Here is a 24,810-nt window from a genome sequence, read left to right on the forward strand (position 1 = left end):
TGAATTTCCTTCAGTTTCCGTCGCGCATCGCGGTGAAAGCGAGTGTCTGAATCTCAAACGGCCTGAATGTGAGGTGGAGCGTTCGGTCTCCATCCAGTACAAGATCGGATATCTGGCGGTTCAGGAGATCGATCCGGCGTGCCCTTGCGATGGGAAATTGCGTCTCTACCGCGACGGTGACGGGTCGGTTTCCATCCTCGACAAAGCGGACGATGATCTCGTCCTTGTTCTCGCCGGGCAGAACGGCGTGAATGGCGATGTTGGACGCATCGCATCTGAGAATGCCATTTGTGGCTGCTACCTGTGCGACGGTCGGCGCAGAACGAGGATGCCCAGTGGCCACGGCGGGGAATGCCTGCAATGGATGGCTGAATGCCTCTGCTGCGCGTGCAACGCGTTCGAGAGGTGAGGCCCCGCGTGCGACTGTTATGCCGTAGCGTATCCTGTGGGTCTCGCGATCGGCATCGGCAAGAGGGTGGACCGCCGATTTTATCAGGGTGAGCCGCAGCCTGCCTCCACGCGCGTCATAACCATATTTGCAGTCGTTGATCAGCCCGATGGCGAGTTCCGGCTCGGCGCGTGCGACCCAGCGGTGCATGCTCGCCTCGAACCGCGCCCAGTCCCAACTGGTATTGGCATGGGAGGCGCGCGTGACATGCCCGAACTGGATCTCCGAGTGAACCTGGCTGGTGGAGAGCGCAAAATCGAACCCAGCCTTGAGGACTGTCTGACTTTCCTTCCAGTCCACGAATGTGTCCAACTCGATCGTGTCGGCATCGTGGGCCAGCGAGACAATCTGGACAATGCGCGAGGCGTTGTAGACACGCTCGATCCGGAGCGCCGCGCGGTACGGACCGTCCTCCGCGATCTCGAACCGTGTCAGCGTATCGATCGGCCAGCTCTTCTGGTCGAAATACCAGTCGATATCCCAGGCGTCCCAGTTGACCGGCTTGTCCTCGAAAGCCGTCAGTTCATTCGCCCGCCCGCCGGGTTCCAGCATCTCGCGTTCGAGCTGCCGGTCGTAGAGCGAGATGATCTCGCCGGCATCGTTGAAGACCACACGCAGCTTTCCATTCTCCAGCAAGCGCTCGCTCACTGAGAGATCCGACGACCAATTGGGCGTCGCGTCCGGTCCCGCGACGGGCGCAAGGCCCGTCAGACCGAGCGGCGCAACCGATGGCAAAGGTGCCAGAAACGCCGTCGTTCCATCGGCGCGGGTGATCTGCTGCGCCGGCAATTCGCCTTGCGGCGTCGCCACCCTGTTCTTCCCGTCCATCAGCTCGACCGGGATTGCCGCCAGCTCTCCATCGCGCGCCGTGCCGGTCGCGTTGATCACGGCGAGCGGAGCGTCGGTCAGTAGCGGGAGTTGACGGTGCAAAAGCGCCTGCGTGTTCGAGAAAAGCGCTTCATAATCGCGGTCGCTGTCTTCATAGACCTCGCGGATCGAGGTTCCCGGCAGAATGTCGTGGAACTGATTCAAAAGGACGATGCGCCAGAACTCGGACATTTGCCCGAGGCCCGAATCCGCCTCGGGATCGATCAGGCGCAGGAGCGACTGAAGCAGTTCCAGCTCCTTCATGCGGTTTTCGGCCAGGCGGTTCTTGAGCTTGTTGCGTGCAACGGATGTCAGGGTGCCGCGATGGTATTCGAGGTAAAGCTCGCCCACCCATTCCGGAAACCGCGGCTGGTTCGCGTCCATGGCACTTCCCAACCGTTCCAGGAATGGTGCGATGCCTTCGAATTTCAGCTTCGGGCTTCCGGGGATGCCGCGCTCCATTCGGCGCGCAATCTCGATCATCTGCTGATTGACGCCGCCGCCGCCGTCGCCGTGGCCGTAGGGTATCAGGTAGTTGTCGTTCAGGCCCTTCGGCTCGTAACGCTGCCACGCGCCTTGAACGTAGGACACGTCGAGGCTCGGCCCGTAATTTGTGCGGATCGTCGGCGCGTCGTCCTTCTGGGTGGTGATTAGATAGGCCTTGACCTTCGTGCCGTCGATGCCCTGCCAGAAGAAGGTGTCATAGGGCATGCGATTGGTGTCGTTCCAGGAAAGCTTGCTGGTCACCAGGAACTCGATGCCGGACTGCTGCATGATCTGGGGCAGCGCAGCGGAGTAGCCGAAGGTATCCGGCAACCAGAGGATTTTCGGGTCGATGTCGAAACGATCGCGATGGTAGCGCTTGCCGCGCTGGATCTGCCGCACCATGGATTCGCCGGAGATGATGTTGACATCCGGTTCCAGCCACATTGCGCCTTCGATCTCGAAGCGGCCGGATTTCACATGCTCCCTGATTCTGGCGAACAGTTCAGGGGCGTCCTGTTCCAGATAGTCGAACAGAACGCACTGGTTGTACATGAATACGAAATCCGCGTTTTCGTCGAGCAGCTTGAGCGCGGTCGCCATGGAGCGCACCATCTTTTCCCTTGTCTGGGAAACCGGCCACAGCCAGGCCACGTCTATGTGGGTGTGGCCAACACAGCTCGCCGTCGGTTTGTCGTCCGTGTCGGACATGGCGTAGATTCCGGCAGCAATCGCCGCAGCGTGCGGAACCGATGTCGAGAATTTGGCGCGGTCCCTGAAGTCCAGCGCCAAAAGCGCCCGGTCAATGAGGTCGAACATGCGATGTTTGCGCAGATCGGTGTCCGGCAGGCGTATGGCCACCTCGAAGGGCACCGAAAGATCGTAGTAGAGCGCGGTGGCCGCGATATCGCGCCACAAAGTCTCGATCCCATATCCGCAAAGCAGCGTATCGTCTGCGGTGCAGTGGTTGATCTTCAGGACGGCGGTTTCGCCGGGCCATATCCGGTCGCCAGGCACGATTTCGGCGTGGTAGCCGTCTACTGCCTGAAGAATCTCGCCGTTCAACCAGACAAGACCCTGACCTTGCGTACGGCCCATAAGAACGTCGTTCTGTACGTTCACCATGAGCAACAGTTCGCAGCCCTCGGGGGGGACTGGCATGACGATCTCAGCCGCAAACCAGTGGTGGCACCGCGTACCTCCGAAAACGAGATCTGCGGGCGCGACCGGCCAGGTTCTCCAGTCCTCGGCAAGGACATCGTTCTGGCCCGCTTCGGTGGATTTATGATGCAATTGTACGGCGCTGCCGTCCCGCCATTGGCAATGTTCGCGCAGCTCGCTGAGAAACCGGAGAAGCTTCTCCTGCTGCTTGGCGATGTTCATATTGTTATCCCTTGACGCCTACGCCGGCAAAACCGGTCGTCAGATTCCGCTTGAGGAGGAAGTAGACCAGAACGGCGGGTGCGGCGTAGATGATCGAATAGGCCGTCAGGAACCCGTAGTCGGTCGTTCCATACTGTCCGAACGCCGCATAAAGACCCACGGCCATCGGGAATTCCTGGTCGCTTCGCAACATCACGAAAGGAAACAGGAACTCGTTCCATGCGCTGGTGAAGGCCATGAACCAGATGACGGCCAGACCCGCGCGCGAAAGGGGAAAAACAACGTGCAGCAGGTTCTGAGTCAGGGTGGCGCCCTCAATATAGGCCGCCTCCTCAAGCTCGGTCGGTATCGTGTCGAAGAAGTTCTTCAGCAGAAGAATGGCGAAGGGCAGGTTCATCAGGGTCAGGATGAGAACCACCCCGCCGGCGTTGAGAAGTCCGAGTACACGGCCTGTCAGAAACACCGGTATGATGATTGCCGTGGACGGCAGAATGCGCAGCAGCGCCAGGCTCCATAGAAGCGTGTCCTTGTAGGGAATTTTGAGCCGTGAGAACGGATATGCGGCCATACAGGCGACCGCCGTCGTCAGCATGGCCGTCGCAAGGGCGATGACCAGCGAATTGATGAACTGACGCAGCGATGTGCCCGAGAGGACGACTGCGAAATGTTCGAGGCTTATCCTGCTTGGAACAGAGAAACTTCCCGAAGCCTCGGGGTCGACCGAGGTCATGATTAGCCAGCTCATCGGGCTGAGCCACACGATGATGACGGCACCCAGCAGCAGATTGACCGAGATGGTACGCGCCGGAGAAGGTCTGATCCCGGCAATCATCTGAGTGCGTCCTTGCCCTGGCGAACGTACAGAACCGAAAGTCCGGCAACTATCAGCATCATGGCTATAGCAATCGCAGAACCATAGCCGAGCTTCCCAACCTCGAATGCCTGTTTGTACATGTAGATGGACAACACTTCGGTGTCCCGGCCGGGGCCGCCGCCGGTAAGAGCCCAGATCAGCGAGAAGAACGCATAGGTCCAGATTGTCACAAGCAGGAGATTGGTGGCGATTTGCGGCCTGAGCAGTGGCACGAGAACGTATCGCAGGCGCTGCCAGGCATTGGCCCCGTCGACATAGGCAGCCTCCACCACTTCACGGGATACGGTGTCGAGCGCGGCAGAAAACAGGAGGTAGGACCAGGCTGTGCCTTTCCAGATGTTCGAAATGACGACCAGTTCCATCGCATAAAGATTGAGAAGATGAACACGTTCGAAGCCGAGCGGCCGAAGAATTACCGTGTTCAGCAGCCCGTCAGGGCTCGCAAGCGCGCTCCACATGAAGGCCGCCACCACATCGGGTGCAAGCCAGCCGAAAAGCAGCGAGAATTCAACGATCCCGCGCAGTCTCTTTTTTCCACCCTTGAGTATCACCGCCAGCAGAAAGCCAATGCCACACTGGCCGACGATCGCGGAGAAGAAGGTGAAGACAGTGGTCGTCCACACCGCACCCAGAAAGCCGTCGCGCGCTACGAGCCGCACATAATTGTCGAAGCCGACGAAACTGGGTTCGATCGCCTTACGCCCCAGAAGGGCAAGGTCGGTAAAGCTTACGGCGATCGTCCAGCCCGCATAGACGCCGAACAGCATGATGAAAAGAATGGCCGGCAGCGCACCGACCACCAGTGGTGCCGCTGAGCGGCGGAGCCAGACGTGTGAGGTGGCGATCAACGTGCTCTCGCTGTCTCAATGGTGTTTTCATATTGGCGCGCAGGGGACCGTTTCGAGCAGGCCCGCCGAAACGCGCCTGCCGTTTTTTTTGCGGCACGACCCGTGTCGGGCCGTGGGGTGTTCGCGGCGATCCGAACGCTACTGGATGACCTTAACCTCGTCCGCGCCGAACTCGTCCTCAAGACTTGTCCGGTAGGCGCCGACGGCATCATCGATCGACTGCCCGTCGAGGATCGCCGCCGTGGCTTCCTGAATGAATGCGGAAACGGATGAGTATCCAGGGTAAGTGTCCCGGCCTGTCGTGCGCTCAAGCAGCGGGGACAGCGAACTCAGATAGGCGTCGGCTTTGTACTCAGGTGCCTCCAGCGCGTCCCTGCGCACGGCTACACGGCCCTGCTTGGCCACCCAGGCGGCGTATTTGGGCCCATCCAGAATGGTCTCGATGAGTTTCCATGCGGCGTCTTTCTGGGTTGATTGTTCGCTGATGCCGAAATTCCAGCCGCCGGAGATGTTGCTGAACTCCGGAGCCCCTTCAGAACCGTCTCCCGGGAAGGGTGCCCAGGCCATGAAAGCATCGATTTCCGCAGGTGTCTTCTCGGTCCCGACAGCACGCCAAACGCTGCGGTACTCCCAGGACCCGTTGGCCATAATGCCGATCTTGCCTTCCGCAAAAGCGCGGCGCATGTCACCCCATACATCCGGGGTATAGTAGAGCTCGCGGGCGGAAAGACCACGTTCCACGAAAATGTCCTGGTAAAGCCCCAGAACCTTGCGGATCGCCGGACTGTCGCCGATCCACACGCCCTCATTCCAGTCTCTCAGACGGTTGCGACCACCCTCACTGGCGTCGGCGCCCAGAAGGGCCATGTAGAAGCCTTGCATGGTCGTGGCTTCGCCCATCTTCGTTCCGACGGGGAAATAGAGTGGATACTCAATCTCCGGCAGGGCGGCCTTGATCTTCTCTGCGGTGTCGAGAACCTCGTTCCAGTCAACCGGCTTCCACGGTTCCTCGATACCCGCCTGCTCAAATATGGCGCGATTATACCAGAGCATGCGCACATCGGTGTAATTGGGGATGCCACGCACGGAGCCGGAGATGGTCGATATCTCCTTCAGAGAGCCGAAGTAGAGCGGCCAGTCCTCCCAGTTTCCCACATAGCCGGTCAGGTCCGCCAGATAGCCGCTTTCCGTGTATTCCGAGGTGCGGTAGCTGTCGTAGACGACGACGTCCGAGGCCGCGCCGCCCGCGAAGTCGACCACCAGCCGCTGATCGATGTCTTTCGGCACGACCACCGAAACGACCTTCTCACCCGTCTCGCTTTCAAACTGGCGGAAAGCGGGTTCGAGCAGCTCCTCCCAGCCCGACGGATAGGTGACGGTGACGTCGGCAATCGCCGACGAAGCGAAACTGCCTATCGCGGTAAGGGCAGTTGCGCCGAGAATTAGCAATCTACGCATTTTCTTCCTCCCAGAAGTTGAGTTGCCACAACCGTTTTTTTGGACTAGTACAACGTTGTACTAGCGCTGTCAATTTGTGCGCAAGGAGAGCCAGTACATCGACCTGAAGATTTAGCGGCAGTCGAAGATGCACATTGTACGAAAGGCGAAATCAGCTGCAGATCGGCCCGCTTGACCCGAAATTCCCTGTAAATTTCCGGTAAATGCACCCGAGACCGGTTCTCTGGCGTGTGGACCCACAGCCAACCATCTTCGTGTTTCCGGCATTTCCAGTTTGGACGGCAAATGGCTGCAAGGTATCGGTGGTTTAGCCGAGCGAGCCTCAAACGGAGACCGCCACCAGGCCTCCAATCCGACCGTATTTCTCGCAAAGTCTCTGCCGACCATTTCCGGACTGACAGTTTGGCGGCCCCGCATCGGCCGACGCCGGGGCCGATCCCGCCCCCGGCGCGCCTAACTAGGTTAGTGCGTTCCGTTGGCCCGCTCGAGCCGCTCTTTCATCAGCGAAAGCAACTCGCCGGCCTTCTGATCGAGATTGGCCTCGACATGCGCCTCAAAAGCCGGTTGCGTGGCCGCCTTCATCGCTGCGCGTTCATCGGCGGTGAACGCGGTCACCTCCATTTCCTTCTTCAGGCCGGCAAGGCCGCGGTCGGATGCCTCGATGATGCGCGACAGCCCCCTGCTCGCCGCAATGCAAGACGTCGCGGCATATCCCAGGATACGCTGCTGCCCGGGCTCGAGCCCGTCCCAGAAGCTCTTGTTGAGGATGAAGGTGTATGGCGAGAACAGGTGATTGGTCAGCGTAAGATACTGCTGCACCTCGGAGAAATTGGAAAAAGCGATGATCGGGATCGGGTTCATCTGCCCGTCGATCACCTTGGTCTGGAGAGCCGAATAAACCTCGCCCCACGGCAACGGATAGGCTTCCGCTCCAAGCGCCTGAACAATCGTCTGGTGTGACGGCAACGTCATCGTACGGATGCGGACATTCTCGAAATCGGCCAGCTTTTCGATCTTGCGCCGCGAATTTGTTACCGCAAAGAACCCACCGGTATCGGGAAAGCCCAGAACCACGACGTCGCCCAGCGTATCTTCGATATCCGAAGCCAGTGCTTCGCCGAAAGGCCCATCGAACACCTCATAGGTCGCGGCGTTGGAATCGAACGCGAACGGCAGGTTCAGCACATCGATCCGTGGATAATAGGAAGCCAGGGGACCGGTAGACGATAGAGTGGCCTGAATGACGCCATCGCGCACGAGCTGAACATGTTCAGTGGCGGTGCCGAGCTGGGCAGTGGGAAAGATCTCCACCTTGATCGATCCATTGGTGTCGGCCTCAACGATATTGGCGAACACCGCCGCGCATGCATGCGCCGGATTGTCATAGGGATCGGCCTTGGTGTCGTGGCCGAATTTCAGCACGGCGTCGGCCATGGCTGTCGAAGCAATGCTTGCGCCGAACAATGTTCCGGCTAGCAGACCGAGTGCGAGATTTCTGGTTTTCATGGTTTCCTCCACGAGGTTGAGGATGCGGAACATCCGGAATTAACTGACTAGTCGGTTAATCTTGCAGCTGTCCTTTCGTTGCGTTGATTGGTTCGTGAACAGGTTCATGTCAGGCGTATTAGTGCCGGCACAGCGGCGCGAGGCCTGATCCGCGGCAACATGCCTTTGCGGGCAGGCCGGGCGCGATGAGGCTCACAGGAACCCCAGCCATTCAGGCAACAGCAGCGCAAGCCCCGGCCAGAATGCAATCAGCAGCAGTATGGCCAATTCGGCCAGCAGGAACGGCCAGAGCTGTACGGCAATGCGCTCGATGCGCTCTCCGGTGACGGAAGACAAAACGAACAGGCACGCGCCGACAGGCGGCGTCATCAGCGAGACATTCAGCGCCAGAACGAAGACGATACCGGCATGCAGGGGATCGAGTCCGACCTGCACCGCCAGGGGTGTAAGCACCGGTGCCAGGATGATCAGGATGGCCGTGATGTCCATGACCATGCCGATAATCAGCAGAACACCTATGATGAGCAGGATCGCAATATAGCCATTGTCGGAAATCCCCGTAACTGCACCTGCGATCGCCTGCGGCAGCTGGTTGAAGCTCAACCACCATCCGAAAATGCTGGCAAATGCGATGATGGCAAAGACAACGCCCGTTATGCGGGCCGTGCGCACAAGCATCGCAAACAGCGCCGCGACGGTAAGCGTCCGGTAGACAAAAAAGCCAATGAAAGCGGCATATGCGACCGCCAGTGCTGCCGCCTCGGTCGGCGTGACGACACCGCCGAGGATGCCAGCCAGAATGATCGCCGGCATCATCAGCGCTGTGATGGAATCGCGTATCACCTGCAAGGTTTCGGCGCGCGATGCCCGCGTTTCGGCGCGTGGCAGGTTGCGCCGCCGGGCACCGACGGCAATCACCGCCATACAGGCGGCGCAGATCAGCAACCCCGGCAGGATTCCGGCTGCAAACAAGCCGCCAATTGAGACGCCCATAAGCGACCCGTAGACGACCATTAGGCTGGATGGCGGAATGGTCGGTCCGATGATCGATCCGGCGGCCGTCACCGCGCAGGCATAGTCGCGTCGATAGCCCTGCTTGACCATCTCGGGAACCAGCGTCCGGCCGAAGGCCGCAGCATCCGCAGTGGCGGCACCCGTGAGCCCCGAAAAAAAGACCGACGCCATCATATTGGTGTGCGCGAGGCCGCCGCGCAGACGGCCGACCAGGAGGTTCGCAAGCCCGATCAGCCGCGTGGTAATGCCGATATGCGACATGATTTCACCGGCGAGGATGAAGAACGGCATTGCCAGGAACGGAAAGATATTCAGGCCGTTGAACATCTTGGACGGGCCGAGCGCCACAAACTGGTCGCCGCCGATGGTAATTAGGCCAAGGACGCCTGCAAGCCCGATCGCGAAACTGATCGGCATTCCCAATACCAGCAGTCCGACAAACACCAGAACGACAAGCATGCTTACAGGTCCTCGATCTGACTGCCGGCGTGATGTTCGCCGAGATCACGGAACAGGACCAGCGTCAGCTGCAGAAATGCGAGAGCTGCCGCGACCGGGATGGCCGCAAAAGCGGGCGCCAAAGACATGCCGAAGATCATCGCCTGTCTGGAAGCGCCACTTATTGCGAACGCGATGCCATACCAGAACAGATAGGCAAACAGCCCCATCGCCAGAATATCCAGGAGCAGGAAGACGCCGCGACGCATGCCGCCCGGGAGCTTGTCGGCCAACATGGTGAGGCCGATATGTTCCTGGCGCGCGATACCGCAGGAGACGGCGAGCAGCGCCGCCCAGATCATCAGATAGCGGGCTACCGCCTCCGGCCAGGGCAGCTGCCAATGGAACAGATAGCGGTCGACGACGCCGATCCACACAACCACGACTAGAAGTGCCATCAGGAGCCCGACGACTATCTCCACCAGCCTGTTGACGGACGCACTCAGGCGGCCGGCGACTTCGCGCATCATCCCCTCCCCCTCGCCTCGACCCGCTTGCGGGCCGCGAACCGGTCGCCGCGGACCAGGATGACCTCGTCAAACAAATGAGTGACGACGCATGCATGGTTTGGAATAACGCGCAGACGGTCGCCCACACGCGGAGGTTTTTCCGATCCGAGCAACACGTGGCCGTGTTCTTCGCTCAGCGCATGGATATCGGCTCCGGCAAGGCCGCGAATGAGACCGTGGCCGGTCAGGCCGAACAGATCGGCCGAAAGGCTTTTCGAACCGGCATCCAGCGTGATGCGGCTCCCGTAGACGCCAATCACGGTCGTCAGAACCGTCAGCGCGCAGTCTGCCTCGGTGCAGGCGCCCCGCGCGACCAGCGAACGGTCATTGTAGATGTAACTGCCCGGCCGGTATTCCGTCATCACGCCGTCGGCCTCGACGTAACGCAGGTCGGGCGTTCCGCCACTGGAAACCGTCCGCACGTCCAGGCCGGCATTGCGACACGCCGAAGCTGCCGAAGCGAGTGCGGCCGCGGCAGCGCGCCCATTGTCGGGTGGCGGGTAACCCATCACCCCTGCAAATGTAAGGCCCGGCGACCCGTCAATCAGCGTCGCAAGCGCGGCCGCCTCGTCGGCACTGCGTACACCGCAGCGCTTCATGCCGCAGTCGAGCTCCACCAGCACATCGATCGCGGCGCCGTTTGCCGACATGGCTCCGGACAACCCGACAACCACTTCCGCGCTGTCGGCCGTCACCGTTATCTTTGCTCTCGCCGCAAGGTCGGCAAGACGCTTGTGTTTGGCTGCGCCGAGAACGTTGTAGCTGATCAGGATATCGCTGATGCCGGCGTCAGCCATGACCTCGGCCTCAAACAGGGTCTGGCAAGTAACCCCGGCAGCGCCGGCAGCGATCTGCGCATGTGCGAGGTCCGGCAGTTTATGGGTCTTGATGTGCGGGCGGTTGGCGAGACCGCGCTCTGCAAGGTGCCTGGCCGTATTCTCGATATTTGCTTCCACCACATCGAGATCGACCAGGATCGATGGCGTGTCCGCAATGTCCGCCCAAAGCTCATCCGTGGCTTGAGGCAAGGCATAGCCGGTCCGGCGATCCGCATTCATGGCGTCAGTCACCGGGATGCCGCAGGTAACCCAGGATAAGGTCTTCCATGTGCTTCTGGCGCTTGGGGATGGCGTCCTCGGCAAACATGTCCTGATCGAAGACGATGGAAAGCGTATGCCGGTTGGACAGGAAGAAATAGCCAAGTGCCACGATCGACACGTAGAGCTCGGTCACATCCACATCACGACGGAACAGACCCTGTTCCACGCCTCTCTTTATCAGTTCCCCAAGCCGGGAATTGAGCGGCCCGAACATTTTTCCGATGCTGTCGGATTTCTTGAGGTGCTGCGCCCGCATGATGTTTTCCGAATGCACCAGGACGATGAATTCCGGATTTTCAGCGAAATAGCGGAAGGTGTGATCGATCAGCCGCCGGATGCCCTGCTCGGGCTCGAACTCGTCCAGGATCAGCGCTTCATTCTGTTCGCGCAATTCCTGATAGATGTCCTCCAGAACCGCCAGGAACAGCTTATCCTTCGAGCCGAAATAGTGGTAGATGAGGCCTTTGCTCATCTTTGAACGTTCGGCGATCTTGTCGACCCGCGCTCCTTCGTAGCCGGCCTTCGCGAATTCGCGCCGCGCTGCCCGCAATATCACGCCTTCGGTCCGTTCGGGATCGCGCTTTCTTGCCGTTCCAGCCATCAAAGTGCTCCTCGTTAGGTTCCGTTCACAGCCGCTTTTCAGTCTGTTTGTCAAACAGGTGGACACGCGCCGGATCGAGCCTCAAACGAATTGCGTCCCCTGTCGCCGCCAAAACCCGGTGGTGGGACTGGATCGTCCACTCCACATCCCCGAATGCAACTATGAGATTCGTTTCGCAGCCGGTTTGCTCGATTGCGCGAACTTCCGCGTCGATCACGCCGTCCTGCACATCCTCGCCCACGATTTCGATATGTTGAGGTCGCATCCCCAGCACAATTTCAGCGCCTTCATCGAGCGAACCGGTATCGGGCAAAGGCAGTGTCCGCGGACTGACCTGGAGGGCGATGCGCAATTCGCCGGCATCGTCCCGAACAACTGCGCCACCGGAAAAGTTCATCGTCGGCGCCCCAAGAAAGCCGGCAACGAATAGGTTGGCCGGCGTATCGAAAAGCTCGATCGGCGTTCCCACCTGCTCGATCCTGCCCGCATTCATGACAACGATACGATCGGCCATCGTCATGGCTTCGACCTGATCGTGCGTCACATAGACCGACGTGGCACCCAACGCGTCGTGGAGCTGGCGGATCTCGATACGCATGTGAGCCCTGAGCTTGGCGTCCAGGTTCGACAGGGGTTCGTCGAACAGGAAGGCGCTGGGGTCGCGCACAATCGCCCGCCCCATTGCAACGCGCTGACGCTGGCCACCCGAAAGCTGCCTTGGATAGCGGTCGAGAAGCGCCGTCAAATGCAGGCGGCGGGCCGCGTCCAGAACCGCTTCGCGCACTTCGCCCGCAGGGCGATTTCGCAGCTTGAGGGAGAATCCCATATTTTCGGCCGCAGTCATATGCGGATAGAGCGCATATGACTGGAACACCATGGCCAGGTCACGCTCCTGCGGGCCGACCTCATTGACACGCCTGCCGCCGATGGCGACTTGCCCGCCCGAGATCGATTCCAGCCCGGCGATCATGCGCAACAACGTGGATTTGCCACACCCGGAGGGGCCGACAAGGACAATGAATTCGCGGTCTTTGACCTCGACATCGATCCCGTCGAGCACTTTCACAGCGCCAAACGTTTTGACGACCTTGCTGATTTCAATGGCAGCCATGTGAGCCCCTATTTCACGCCGCCAAGGGACAGGCCCCGGACGAGGTAGTTCTGAATCGACGCGAAGATGATGGCGACAGGTACCGTAGCCATCAGCGTTGCAGCCATGATGATGTTCCACTCGGTCTCGTAGAGCGTGCCCGTCAGGAAGGCGATTTTCACCGGCGCAGTCTGGCTTGATGCATCGCGCAGCATGGTGAGCGACATCGCGTATTCGTTCCAGGAATTGACGAATGTGAACAATGCGGTCACCGCAACACCCGGCAGGCACAACGGCAGGAACACGCTGATGAAGGCCCGGGTTCGGCTGGCGCCATCAAGCCAGGCGGCTTCCTCGAGATCCTTCGGAATGGTGTCGAAATAGCTCTGCAGCATCCACACCGCGAAAGCCATGTAGAAGGCGCTGTGAGCTATGATCAGCGCATGCGGGTCATTGATCATTCCGAAATAGGCGAACATGCGGAACAGGCCGATGATCAGAACGATCGGCGAGATCATCTGCGTGATCAGCAGATAGTTCCGGAACGCGCCTTTGCCCGGCATCCTGAGCCGCGAAAGAGCGTAAGCTGCCGGAATGGCAACCGCCGAGGACAGAAGCGTCGCCCCGACGCTGATGTAGAGCGAGTTGAAGATGGCTTGTCCGAAACCACGTTCGAACAGGAGATCGGCGAAATTGCCGAGATAAAATTCTCGCGGCCACCAAGTCTGCTCGAACGTGAAAATCTCGTCTTTATGCTTGAGAGCGGTCGATAGCATCGTGGCATAAGGAAACAGGATCACCACGACGATCGGCGACAACGCACCCCAGCAGATCAGGCTCTTCCTTGCCTTGGAGGTCATTGCTGCACCTCCCGCGAGCGCGTCATGTAGAGATAGAGCACCGAGAAGGCGAGCAGCATGGCGAACATGACAACCGATCCGGCAGCCGCCGTCCCCAGCTTCCCGAAGCCGAATGCCTGCTTGTAGACATAGGTGATCAGGATGTCGGTCCGGTTCGCAGGTCCGCCATTGGTCATGATCCAGATGATCGGGAATGAATTGAAGACGTAGATCACGTTGAGCACGACAGCGATCTGCAGGAACGGGCGCAGCAGCGGCAAGGTGATGTGCCTGAAGCCCTGCAGGCCTCGGGCGCCGTCCATGCGCGATGCTTCGTAAAGCGTGTCAGGTATGGCGGTCAGGCCGCCCATAATGATCGTGACGGTGAATGGCATAGACACAAGAATGCCGACAAGAATTTCGATACCGAAAGCCGTGCTGGCATCAGCGAGCCATGGAAAATTGTCGAATGGCAGCCCGAGCGCCGACAGCGTGGTGTTGAGGGTGCCGAAATCGCCGTTGACGACAAAACGCCATACCAGTGCAGTCATCGCCAGCGACACCGCCCAGGGCAGCAGAATGATGGTACGCGCCACTGTGCGGCCGTAGAATTCTTCATTGAGGATGATGGCGATAGGCACCGAAATCAGAACCGTGCCGCCAACGACGCAGAAGGTCCAGATCAGGGTCTGCCACGCCGATTGCAGGAATATCGGGTCGGTGAATGCCGCGAGGAAGTTGTCAAAGCCGGCAAAGCCGAGAACACGGCCGAACCGGTTCACATCCGCCACCGACATGCGAAGCACGTCGAAAATCGGGTAGCCGATGACCATTGCCGACAGCAGCAGGCTTGGCAGGATCAGCAGCAGTGCGCCTGGAATTGCCTTGGACAGGCGCAGTCCGCGAGGCGAAGGCGGAACTAAGGTGGTGGTCGAAGCCGTCATGCAGCGATCCTTGTGCGCGGCGACGGCAAACGGGAGCCGCCGCCGCACAGTCTAGGCGAAAGTCGGCCTATTCGTTGAGGAGAGAATTCATCTTGTCCGCGGCGCCTTTGAGGGCGTCCGCCGGAGCCGAGTCGCCGCCATACGCTGCCGCGAGCGAAGATTTCAGAGCCTCGGCCATTTCTTCCCAATGCGGCACCAGCGGCGCGAACTTGGCGACCGGTGACATTTCGAGAAACACTGACATCTTCGGATTGTCGGTGAAGAAAGGCTCCTTGGACATCGACTTCAGAACCGGCACGAAGCCTTCGAGTTTGCCGAATGCGAGACGGTTCTCATCATTGAACATGTACTCAAGGAACTTCATCGCAGACTCCTTGACCTCCGAACCAGCCAGGATCGAGATGGTGTCGGTGACGCCATACGTCGCCGCAGCCGTCTCAGTCGGAATCTGCGAGATACCGTAAGCCAGATCCGGCGCTTCGTCAGCCAGCTGGGTATTCAGCCATGGACCCGACAGCACCATGCCGAGCTTGCCTGCGGAGAACAGGTTCTGGAGGTCTTCGCGGTTGGAGCCAAGCACACCGGGCTGGGTGACACCGGCTTCAATCAGATCGATGTAAGTCTGGGTCGCTGCCACAGCCTCCGGCGAAGCGAAGCCGCTTTTGCCGTCGGCATTGAAAATGTCGCCACCATGGGTCCACAGCGAGTAGAACCAGTATCCCTCCGTGTCGAGACCGGTACCCTGCATGCCGATACCGTAAATGTCGTCACCAAGCGCGGAGACCTTCTTCGCGGCTGCCAGCGCGTCGCCCCATGTCGCCGGCGGACCCTCGACGCCGGCGCGCTCGAACAGTGCCTTATTATAGAAGAGGCCACGTGCCGAAGCAGCGATCGGCAGACCCCAGGTGTGACCGTCCAGCTTCTGCAGATCGAGGAACGTCGGTACGAAGCTATCGGTGAATTCCTCCGACATCAGGCCTTCGATCGGCGCAAGGGCGCCATCTTTTGCAAAGCCTGCCATCCAGCGCGTCGCCATATGCGAGATGTCGGGGGCAGTCCCCGCCGAAATGTCGGTAATCAGCTGCTGCTGCATTTCAGGCCAGGGCAAATGCTCAATCACGACTTCGATGTCTTCCTGGCTGGCGTTGAAGCGATCAGCCATTTCGATAAAGAAGTCGCCGGTGTTTGTGCTGTATTCGGCGATGCGAACACGCACCGTGTCCTTGGCCAGCGCTGCTTCAGCCAGACCCAGGGTAGCGAAGGCGGCGCAAGCGGTGCCCAGCACCAACCCCCGCCAGAAGCCATTTTTCCGGATGCTCATCCAGTTCCTCCCAAAATTTGTTCGTATCGCCGGGATACGCCCCGCCGATAACAGAACGGCTACTGCTCTTTTTAGCGAAAGTCAATATTGACTGACTAGTCAGTTTATGATTTTTGACCGACCAGTTTGTTAGTTACGGAAATTCGTGCTGCCGTATCCAGCAGTATGGAATGCGCTAGGATGGCCGGATCAAAAGGGCTTTCAAGGACAATGGGCTGTCGAAAATGACACGTACGATTCTGTTTGGCGCAACTGTCCACACCATGGACCATGCCGGAACGTTCAAAGCCGACCTGGCGATCGAGGACGGCAAGATCGTATCGATCGGCGATGTCGACATCCAGGATGGCGACGTGCGGATCGATTGCAGCGGCAGGATGATCGCTCCTGCCCTCACCGACATTCACACGCATATATATTGGGGCGGCACGGCGCTGGGGGTGAAACCCGAACGCGTCGCACGCCGGTCGGGCACTGGTGTCTTTGTGGATGCCGGGTCGTCAGGTGCGGGGAATGTGCTTGGCCTCGACACATTCATTTTCCGTCCCTCCCCCTTTTACACCTTCGCCTTCCTCAACGTCTCCTTCCCGGGGATCTTCGGCTTCGCCAAGGAAGTGATGATCGGCGAGGCGGAAGATCTGCGGCTTCTGGACAAGTCGGCCTGCATAGAAGCCGTCAGCCGCCACAAGGACATTCTCGTCGGACTCAAGGTTCGCGCCGGCAAGCTTGCCGCCGGCGAGAACGGCGGCAGAGCGTTGGAAATCGGCCTCGAAATCGCCGAAACGGCCGGTCTGCCGTTGATGTGCCATGTCGATTTCGAGCCGCCGACGATCGAAACGATCCTCGATTCATTGCGCCCGGGCGACATCATCACCCATTGCTTCCGGCCTGCGCCCAATGCCCCGGTCAAAGACGGGTTGGTCAAGCGCGCGGTTTGGGCGGCCCGGGAGCGCGGCGTTCATTTCGATATCGGGCACGGCATGGGCGGGTTCTCCTTCGAAACCTGCAGGATCATGCTGGGCGAAGGCATGCTGCCGGACCTGATCAGTTCAGACATTCACTGCCTGTCGATTGATGGACCCGCCTTCGACGTACTCACCACACTGAACAAGCTGGTCGCGCTCGGCCTCGATCTCGATACCGCGCTCAAAGCGGCGACGTCGACGCCCGCCGCCATTCTCAAGCGGCCGCCGCTCGGCCGCATCCGGGCCGGCGAACAGGCCAACCTGGCAATCCTCGCCCCCGGCGATGAACCATCCAAGCTTACCGACGCGACAGGCGAAACACTGATACTCGACCGCCCGCTGACCTGCGCGGGGCTGGTGGTGAAAGGCATGGCAATAGATGCAGACGGCTTGCCGCACCCGATCCGTGAACTGAAAGAATGCTGATGTCAGAATTGCGCGAAATCCACCACTTCATCGGGGGGCGTTGGACGCCTTCGAAGGCTGGCGAAACGGTGGAGGCGGTCTCCCCCGCCACCGGCAAGGTGCTTGCCAGCATCGCCGAAGGCGAGCGTGAAGATGCACGCCTGGCAATCGCTGCGGCGCGCAAGGGACATGAGGCACTGGCGGCACTTTCGCGCTGGGATCGAGCCCGAATGTGCGCCCGCATCGCCGACGAGATCGACAAGCGCCGCGACCGCCTGGCGAAGACGCTCGCCGAAGAGCAGGGCAAACCGCTGCACACCGAAGCTTATGGCGAGATCGATGCCGCTGCCTCGGGCTTCCGTGAGGCCGGCGAGCTGATCAAATGGATGGAAGGCGAGTTCATTCCGGTCGAGACACCCGGCAAGCGCGTTATCTCCTACCGCCAGCCGCGCGGTGTCTACGCCGTCGTCACGCCATGGAACTTCCCTATCAACATACCGGTCGAGTATCTCGCGCCTTGCCTTGCCGCGGGCAACGGAACCGTCTGGGTTCCAGCTCCCTCCACCGCCATTTGCGCAGCTGAACTTATGGCCTGCATTGTCGAGGCCGATCTGCCGCCTGGCGCAATCAACCTCGTGTTCGGCCCGGGTCCAGTGGTCGGCGACGAAATTGTCGGCAATGCGGGCACCGACGGCATTGGATTTACCGGCAGCCCGCAAACCGGCGCTGCCATCGCAAATCGTGGTGCCGGCAAGCCGATGCTGCTCGAACTGGGCGGCAACGGTCCCGTCATGGTGCTGGATGATGCCGATCTCGATCGCGCGGCCGATGCCGCTGCGTTTGGATGTTTCTTCAATGCGGGTCAGGTATGCGCAGCAAGCGGGCGTATCCTGGCAACGCGCAAAACCCATGAAGCGCTTGCCGATCGTCTGCGCGGGATTGCGGAAGGGCACGTCGTCGGCGATCCGCTTGCCACCGGGACGACGATGGGTCCGCTCAACAATGCCGCGGTTGCCGCCAAGATCGACGAACATATTGCCGACGGCCTGAAGAGTGGCGCGCGCCTGGTGACAGGAGGCAAGAGACTTCCCGACCTTGGCTCCCCGCTTTTTTATGCTCCTACCGTCATAGACAACGTCGCGCCCGACGCGGCGCTCAACACGGCGGAGACCTTTGGCCCGGTCGCGCCGATCGTCGTCTGCGAGAGCGAAGAGGACATGATCCGTGTCGCCAATGCGGGCAGTCACGGGCTCGCGGCGAGCGTGTTCACAAAAGACCTGGCCAAGGCCTTCCTCTTCTCGGAGGCGATCCAGGCCGGGCTCGTCAACGTCAACAGTCCCACCTGTTACTGGGAACTTCACATTCCGTTCGGGGGTGCCTCTGGAAAGAACAGCGGCCTCGGGCGGATCGGCGGCAAGCATACGCTTCGCGAAGTCACCGAAATCAAAACCATCACCTTTGACATCAATTGAACTCTTGAGGAGCCACTATGGGACGTATTGAATCGCGACTGAAGGAAATGGGCGTCGTTCTGCCCCGACCGCCGAAGCCGGTGGCGCAGTATCTGCCCGGCGTGCGCGTCGACAACATCCTTTACGTGTCCGGCACTATTGGCACGACCGTTGACGATAACGACAACGACATCCTGCCTTTCGCAGGCCAGGTCGGCGATATCTCTCTGGACGATGCCTATCAGTCGGCCCGATTGACCGCGATCAACCATCTGTCGATGATCAAGGCCGTTATTGGCGATCTCGACCAGATTGTCCGTATTGTGAAGATGATCGGCTATATCAACGCTGCTCCCGGCTTCAAGGATGCGCCGCAGGTGCTGAACGGTGCCTCGGACTTCTGGATCGAGCTGCTGGGCCGCGAAAAAGGCGCTCATGGGCGGGCAGCACTTTATCAGAACCAGCTGACCTCTGACGCCCCGATCGAAATCGAGATGACCGTTCAGGTCGCTTGAGGAAGGTCACGGAAGATGAAGTTTGTTTCCTTCGAACATGAAGGCAAAACCGGTATCGGCGTGGTGGATAACTCCACCATTGCCGAAATCGCCGGCGCCACCGGCCTCAAGCAGCTGATTGGCGAAGGCAGCCTCACAGTTGCGGGCGCAAACGCACTCGAAACGCAATCCAACCGCATCGCAATCGATGCCGCGCGCCTGCTGCCCCCGATCCCCGACCCCGACAAGATCGTGTGCGTGGGGCTCAACTACGAGGAACACCGGGTCGAAACCCGGCATGCTCCCACGACCAAACCGACGCTCTTTACGCGATTTGCCAATTCGCAGTGCGGCCATGAGGCGCCGCTGCTTCTGCCCGAATGTTCGCGCGAGTTCGACTACGAGGCCGAGCTGGCGGTAGTGATCGGCAAATCCGGCCGCCACATCGCCCGCGAGGACGCTCTGGCGCATATCGCAGGTTATTCCTGCTACAACGATGGCTCAATTCGCGATTGGCAGACCCACACTACCCAGTTTCTGCCAGGCAAGAATTTTCCAGGCACCGGCGCCTTCGGCCCGAATCTTGTGACGCCGGATGAGGTGGGCGACGCGCAAAACCTTGCGATCGCATGCCGTCTCAACGGAAAGGTGGTCCAGGAAGCCCGAACCGACCAGATGATCCATTCGATCGCCGACCAGATCGCCTATATCTCCGCATTTACCGAACTCGTTCCCGGAGACGTCATTGTCACCGGAACGCCGGGCGGGGTCGGCTTCACCCGCAATCCGCCCCTGTTCATGGCCGATGGCGACACGGTTGAAGTCGAAATCGAAAAAGTGGGGCTGCTGCGCAACCCGGTTCGAGCGGCATGAGCAAAGAGAACGCATCCCGGCGGGCGGGCCTCGACCCTGCAGCAACCGGCGATGCCGGCGAATGGGATTACATCATCGTCGGCGCAGGGTCGGCGGGGTGCGTTCTCGCCAACCGGCTGACGGCATCAGGCCGGCATTCCGTGCTGCTCATCGAGGCCGGCGGAAAAGACACCTACCCGTGGATCCACATTCCGGTCGGCTATCTCTACACGATGAACAACCCCAGAACCGACTGGTGCTTCTCCACTGTGCCGGAGGCCGGGCTGAACGGCCGAGCCCTCCCGTACCCGCGCGGAAAAGTGCTCGGCGGATGTTCCTCGATCAACGGCATGATCTACTCGCGCGGGCAGGCTCGCGACTATGACCGTTGGCGGCAGCGGGGCAACGCCGGTTGGGGCTGGGGGGACGTCCTGCCCTATTTTCTGCGTTCGGAGGACCATTTCGCTGGGTCTTCGGAGTTCCACGGGACCGGCGGTGAATGGCGCGTCGACGAGCAGCGCTTGTCCTGGCCGATCCTGGATGCGGTTCGGGAAGGTGCGGAAGAGCTCGGCATTCCCAAAGTATCTGACTTCAACACCGGCAATAATGAAGGTTCGTCCTACTTTCAGGTCAACCAGACCGGCGGCTGGCGGCTCAGTACCGCCGGCGCATTTCTCAAACCCGCTAAACGCCGCGCCAATCTGACGGTATTCACCAACTGCCTTGTCGAGAGCGTGCGGTTCGATGGCCGCAGGGCAACTGGTATTGTTCTTCGACAGGGCGGCGTCCAAAAGGCCATCCGCGCCCGCACCGAGGTAATATTGTGCGCGGGCGCCATTGGAAGTCCGCAGCTTCTGATGCTGTCCGGAATAGGCGCAGCGGAGGATCTGCGCCGGCACGGCATCGCTGCAATTCGCGATCTTCCCGGCGTCGGCCAAAACCTGCAGGACCACCTTCAGATCCGGACGATTTTCCGCATCAGCGGCGCCCGCACCCTCAACGACATGTCCGCAAGTCTGCTCGGCAAAACGCGGATCGCACTGGATTATGCGCTTCGGCGGCGCGGGCCGATGTCCATGGCGCCGAGCCAGCTGGGCATCTTTGCCAGATCCCGGCCGGGCGTTGAGACGCCGGATCTGGAATATCACGTGCAACCTTTGTCGCTCGACCGTTTCGGCGCCCCGCTGCACCGCTTCCCTGCGATTACGGTGTCGGTCTGTTCGCTGCGGCCAACAAGCCGCGGCGAGATCCGGCTGAAATCGAACCAGCCCGGTACAGAGCCGGAAATCCGTCCCAACTACCTTTCGACTACCGAAGACCGCGATACAGCCGTGGCGGCGATCCGTCACGCTAGGCGACTGATGGCAACCAAGCGCCTGGCAGCCTATCAGCCGATCGAAATTCTGCCCGGCCCACGCGTCGAAAGTGACGAGGAGCTGGTTCGTGCGGCAGGCGACATCGCCACCACGATATTTCACCCCGTCGGCACCGCAAGAATGGGGCCGCGGGACGACAAAAATGCGGTTGTCGATACGCAGCTCAAAGTTCACGGCCTTGAAGGGCTGAGGGTCGTTGACGCTTCGATTATGCCTGACATCACTTCGGGCAATACGAACTCGCCGGTCGTCATGATCGCGGAGAAGGCCGCGGACATGATCCTTGGGAGTGCGTAGCGCCGCCGGATGCGACTTTGCCGGGCGCGTGCGCGTTTCCGACGTAGATGTCTAATCCAGAGGTATCGGCTGAGACCGCCGCCGCAATGGACCGGTGCGCGTGAGTGATCCATTCTCGGGTGTAAATGCCCCCCGGATTTGGAGTTCCAGAATGGTCACGATCGACAGAATTGACGCCGCAATTTTGGACATCCCGACCATACGCGGCCACGTGCTCGCCATGGCGACCATGCGCCAGCAGTCCTTCGTGCTGGTGCACGTCAGGTTTTCGGACGGCTCGACCGGACTGGGCGAAGGCGCGTCCATTGGCGGGCTGAGCTACGGAAACGAGAGCCCCGAGAGTATCCTCTCCGCCGTCAGGGATTTCATTGCTCCGTGTCTGAACGGCTTACCCGCAGACAATGTGAACGGCGCCATCCTGAGGATGGAGAAGGCCGTGAAGGGCAACTTCATCGCAAGAGCGGCTGTCGAAATGGCGCTGTGGGATGGCTTGGCGCGGCGGCGAGGCTTGCCATTGGCCGACTTGTTCGGCGGCGCTGTTCGCACGTCAATGCCGGTTGCGTGGACGCTAGCAAGCGGCGTGTCTTCCACCGATATCGAGGAAGCAAAAGAGCTGATTGCAGCCGCCCGTCACAATATCTTCAAACTCAAGATCGGCACCCGCAATGTCCGCGACGACATCGCCCATGTGACCGCGATCAGACAGGCACTCGGCGACGGCATCGGCATCCGCGTCGATGTCAATCAGGCCTGGTCGATGCACGACGCCCGCTGGGGTACAGCCGGCCTCGAAGAGCTTGGAGCCGAACTTGTCGAGCAGCCGCTGAGCGCGTCCGACACAGCCGGCATGGCAGAGCTTACCGCTTCCAGCCGCATCGCGATCATGGCCGATGAAGCGCTTAACGGTCCAGTCGACGCGCAGGCCCTCGCCTGCCGGCGCGCAGCCGATGTTTTTGCGGTCAAGGTCGCACAGTCAGGCGGCCTGAAAAGGGCGCGCGAGGTTTGTGCGATAGCTGACGCCGCAGGGATAGGAACCTATGCAGGCACCATGCTCGAAAGCGGAGTCGGCACGGCGGCATCCCTTCATCTCTTTGCCACCGTCGACAAGTTGCAATGGGGGAGCGAGCTGTTCGCGCCGCTGCTGTTTGCAGACGAGATCTTGGCAGAGCCGATCCGCTACAGCGACTTTGCCGTGCATGTACCGGACGGCCCCGGCATCGGCGTCGAGCTCGATCCGGACAAGCTCGCACATTACCGGCGCGACAGCCGCAAGAGCAGTCTCCACGCGCTGACGAACTGAGCTCAGATCGTCTTTCGCGCCACACGTTGAGCGATGGTGATAAAGTTGCGTACATGCACCCCCTGCTCGTCGAGACGGTGATTCACCGACAGCGATGTCTTCGTCAGCGGCAGGGCGATTTCCGCAAACTTGATACCGTTGCGCTGCGCGCTGGCAACGGACTGCGGAACCACACACGCACCCTCGCCTATCGCGACAAGGCTAAGCGCAGTCTGCAGATCCATCGTGAACACGCGGTTCGAAAACTCGACGCCCTGCGCCTCGAAATTTCCGAGCACGAAGTCGGCATAACTCGGCCGCGGAAACTCGGGATAAAGGATCATGTTTAGCCCGGCGATCTCTTCACCCGATATCTGTCCGGGCACCTGCGTCGTCACCGTATCGGGGATCGCTGCGACCAGTGCCTCTTCCGCCAGACGCCGCGTCACGAATTCCACATCCTCGAGTGCCGGGCGTGCAAAGGCGACGTCGATCTCGCGCCTGACCAGTGCACGGTGCAACCGCGAATTGTTCATCGGTATGAGACTGAGATTGACCGTCGGATAGTTGGCCCGAAAGGACTTGATGATGGTCGGCAACAGACCGAATGTCGACGAGCCGACGAAGCCGACGCGCAGCCGCCCTTCCGCGCCCTGTCCTATCCGCCGGACTTCGAGCTTGGTGTCCTCGATGTCTGTGAGGATCGACTGAAGACGTTCATACAGACGCTCTCCGGCCTGGGTCAGTGAGATGGCGTTCCTGCCGCGATTGAACAGAAGAGCGCCTATGTCTTCCTCAAACTGCTTGATCTGCCGGCTGAGCGGCGGCTGGGCCATATTCAGCCTTTCCGCTGCGCGCCCGAAGTGCAGTTCCTCGGCGACCGCCACGAAATAGGTCATCTGTTTGAGACTGAGGCTCATCGGTGGCACCCGCGCTTGAATTCGCCTTCATCTTGGCCACAAGCCCTTGAAAAGAAAAGCCCCGGCCGAAGCCAGGGCTCGATGGTTCACCGCTTCTGTGGGCTTAAGCGGCGATGGCTTTGTCCGCGCCTTTGAGTACAAAATCGAACTGGACATGAAGGTCGGTATCGAGATCGTCTCCGGCGGCTTCGAATTTGCCGATCAGGCTCTCTTTCACCGCGAACACGCTGTCGTTTTCGAGCCACTCGCTGTCACTGTCATAGACTTGGCTCACCAGAGTCCGATAGCCGTCCTTGGACAGAATGAAGTGGATGTGCCCGGGCCGGTTGGGGTGATGGCCCATCGCCCGAAGCAGTTCGCCTGCGGTTTCGTTGTCCGGGATCGGATAAGGAACGGGCCGCACCGCGCGGAACGCGTAGTGCCCGTCCTTGTCGGACTCGAAACGCCCCCGCAGATTGTAGTCCGGCTGTTCCGGATCGTGATTCTCGTAGAGCCCGTTCGGGGCATCCTCCCAGACATCGACCGTGACGCCCTCTATCGGGGCGCCGTTGACGTCGCGGATGTGGCCTTCGAAATAGACCGTTTCTTCGCCGTCGAACTGCTTCTGCGCGGTCGACGCGCCCTTCGGCAGGACCGGCGGGTTCTCGCGATAGAACGGTCCGAGCACCGTCGATTCACTCTCGACGCCATCGATGCGGTTGGTCAGCATGTCGACCAGAACCTCGACACCCAGAATGTCTCCAAGAAGAATGAACTCCTGCCGTTTGTCATCGCACGTTTGGCCGGCACGGGCGAGGAAATCGCAGGCGAAGAGGAACTCGTCGTGCTGCAGATTCACATCGCGGCAGAAATCGTGCAGGTGCCGGATGAGCGCTGTAAGAACCTCGCGACCCCGGTCCGAAATTTCGCCGTTCTTGCCGAGTGAACCGATGACGACGTCCGTGACGCTGTCGATGGTGACATTACGCATTTTTCCTCCTTTTCGGGC

General features: G+C 60.2%; 21 protein-coding genes. 6 read left to right on the top strand and 15 right to left on the bottom strand.

Going from position 1 to position 24,810, the window contains the following annotated elements; genetic code table 11:
* Positions 1–10 precede the first annotated feature (10 nt).
* The 13 genes from EP165_RS01410 to EP165_RS01470 form a co-directional block, all read right to left on the bottom strand.
* Positions 11–3,181 (bottom strand): alpha-mannosidase, encoded by a 3,171-nt coding sequence (locus tag EP165_RS01410; protein WP_127519770.1) that lies wholly within the window; start codon positions 3,179–3,181, stop codon positions 11–13.
* 4 nt (positions 3,182–3,185) lie between these two features.
* Positions 3,186–4,013: a carbohydrate ABC transporter permease gene (locus EP165_RS01415; RefSeq protein ID WP_127519771.1), complete on the bottom strand. Its 828-nt coding sequence runs from the start codon at positions 4,011–4,013 to the stop codon at positions 3,186–3,188.
* Positions 4,010–4,903: a carbohydrate ABC transporter permease gene (locus tag EP165_RS01420; RefSeq protein ID WP_127519772.1), complete on the bottom strand. Its 894-nt coding sequence runs from the start codon at positions 4,901–4,903 to the stop codon at positions 4,010–4,012. The genes EP165_RS01415 and EP165_RS01420 overlap by 4 nt, the downstream gene beginning before the upstream one ends.
* Before the next feature lie 138 nt (positions 4,904–5,041).
* Positions 5,042–6,361: an extracellular solute-binding protein gene (locus EP165_RS01425; protein WP_127519773.1), complete on the bottom strand. Its 1,320-nt coding sequence runs from the start codon at positions 6,359–6,361 to the stop codon at positions 5,042–5,044.
* 462 nt (positions 6,362–6,823) lie between these two features.
* The gene (locus EP165_RS01430) at positions 6,824–7,867 is read right to left on the bottom strand and encodes a TRAP transporter substrate-binding protein (RefSeq protein WP_127519774.1); all 1,044 of its coding nucleotides are present in this window, start codon (positions 7,865–7,867) and stop codon (positions 6,824–6,826) included.
* A 192-nt stretch (positions 7,868–8,059) separates the two neighbouring features.
* Entirely contained in the window at positions 8,060–9,340 is a 1,281-nt protein-coding gene (locus EP165_RS01435) for a TRAP transporter large permease (protein ID WP_127519775.1), read from the bottom strand.
* A 2-nt stretch (positions 9,341–9,342) separates the two neighbouring features.
* Positions 9,343–9,846, bottom strand: a complete 504-nt coding sequence (locus tag EP165_RS01440; protein ID WP_206075851.1) for a TRAP transporter small permease — start codon at positions 9,844–9,846, stop codon at positions 9,343–9,345.
* Complete coding sequence (locus tag EP165_RS01445) at positions 9,846–10,946, bottom strand: alanine racemase (RefSeq protein WP_127519777.1); 1,101 nt, start codon at positions 10,944–10,946, stop codon at positions 9,846–9,848. The genes EP165_RS01440 and EP165_RS01445 overlap by 1 nt, the downstream gene beginning before the upstream one ends.
* Positions 10,947–10,950: 4 nt before the next feature.
* Entirely contained in the window at positions 10,951–11,589 is a 639-nt protein-coding gene (locus EP165_RS01450) for a TetR/AcrR family transcriptional regulator (protein WP_127519778.1), read from the bottom strand.
* 25 nt (positions 11,590–11,614) lie between these two features.
* On the bottom strand, positions 11,615–12,700 hold the full coding sequence (locus tag EP165_RS01455) for an ABC transporter ATP-binding protein (protein ID WP_127519779.1): 1,086 nt from the start codon (positions 12,698–12,700) through the stop codon (positions 11,615–11,617).
* 8 nt (positions 12,701–12,708) lie between these two features.
* A complete protein-coding gene (locus EP165_RS01460) occupies positions 12,709–13,539 on the bottom strand; it encodes a carbohydrate ABC transporter permease (RefSeq protein ID WP_127519780.1) in 831 nt (276 codons plus the stop codon).
* Positions 13,536–14,351, bottom strand: a complete 816-nt coding sequence (locus EP165_RS01465) for a carbohydrate ABC transporter permease (protein WP_501981650.1) — start codon at positions 14,349–14,351, stop codon at positions 13,536–13,538. Before EP165_RS01465 ends, EP165_RS01460 begins: the two co-directional genes overlap by 4 nt.
* Positions 14,352–14,529: 178 nt before the next feature.
* Complete coding sequence (locus EP165_RS01470) at positions 14,530–15,783, bottom strand: ABC transporter substrate-binding protein (protein WP_127519782.1); 1,254 nt, start codon at positions 15,781–15,783, stop codon at positions 14,530–14,532.
* Positions 15,784–16,007: 224 nt separating this feature from the next.
* Between EP165_RS01470 and EP165_RS01475 the strand changes: the two genes are divergently transcribed.
* The 6 genes from EP165_RS01475 to EP165_RS01500 all read left to right on the top strand — a co-directional run bounded on the left by EP165_RS01475 (position 16,008) and on the right by EP165_RS01500 (position 22,923).
* On the top strand, positions 16,008–17,174 hold the full coding sequence (locus tag EP165_RS01475; protein ID WP_245439940.1) for an amidohydrolase/deacetylase family metallohydrolase: 1,167 nt from the start codon (positions 16,008–16,010) through the stop codon (positions 17,172–17,174).
* Positions 17,174–18,625, top strand: a complete 1,452-nt coding sequence (locus EP165_RS01480; protein ID WP_127519783.1) for an aldehyde dehydrogenase family protein — start codon at positions 17,174–17,176, stop codon at positions 18,623–18,625. Before EP165_RS01475 ends, EP165_RS01480 begins: the two co-directional genes overlap by 1 nt.
* A gap of 17 nt (positions 18,626–18,642) precedes the next feature.
* Positions 18,643–19,119, top strand: coding sequence for a RidA family protein (locus tag EP165_RS01485; protein ID WP_127519784.1), 477 nt, complete (start codon positions 18,643–18,645; stop codon positions 19,117–19,119).
* 15 nt (positions 19,120–19,134) lie between these two features.
* Positions 19,135–19,971 carry a fumarylacetoacetate hydrolase family protein gene (locus tag EP165_RS01490; protein ID WP_127519785.1) on the top strand — a complete coding sequence of 279 codons (837 nt, stop codon included), beginning with the start codon at positions 19,135–19,137 and terminating at the stop codon, positions 19,969–19,971.
* Complete coding sequence (locus tag EP165_RS01495) at positions 19,968–21,623, top strand: GMC family oxidoreductase (protein WP_127519786.1); 1,656 nt, start codon at positions 19,968–19,970, stop codon at positions 21,621–21,623. The genes EP165_RS01490 and EP165_RS01495 overlap by 4 nt, the downstream gene beginning before the upstream one ends.
* 151 nt (positions 21,624–21,774) lie before the next feature.
* Positions 21,775–22,923 carry a muconate cycloisomerase family protein gene (locus EP165_RS01500; RefSeq protein WP_127519787.1) on the top strand — a complete coding sequence of 383 codons (1,149 nt, stop codon included), beginning with the start codon at positions 21,775–21,777 and terminating at the stop codon, positions 22,921–22,923.
* Positions 22,924–22,925: 2 nt separating this feature from the next.
* Here the strand turns inward: EP165_RS01500 and EP165_RS01505 are convergent, their stop codons facing one another.
* Both EP165_RS01505 and EP165_RS01510 read right to left on the bottom strand, forming a co-directional pair.
* On the bottom strand, positions 22,926–23,822 hold the full coding sequence (locus EP165_RS01505) for a LysR family transcriptional regulator (protein ID WP_127519788.1): 897 nt from the start codon (positions 23,820–23,822) through the stop codon (positions 22,926–22,928).
* Between the two features lie 103 nt (positions 23,823–23,925).
* Positions 23,926–24,792: a dioxygenase family protein gene (locus EP165_RS01510; protein ID WP_127519789.1), complete on the bottom strand. Its 867-nt coding sequence runs from the start codon at positions 24,790–24,792 to the stop codon at positions 23,926–23,928.
* Between the last annotated feature and the right edge of the window lie 18 nt (positions 24,793–24,810).

Origin of the sequence: Mesorhizobium sp. Z1-4, from assembly GCF_004000235.1 — a bacterium.
Classification (GTDB): Bacteria; Pseudomonadota; Alphaproteobacteria; order Rhizobiales; family Rhizobiaceae; genus RCIO01.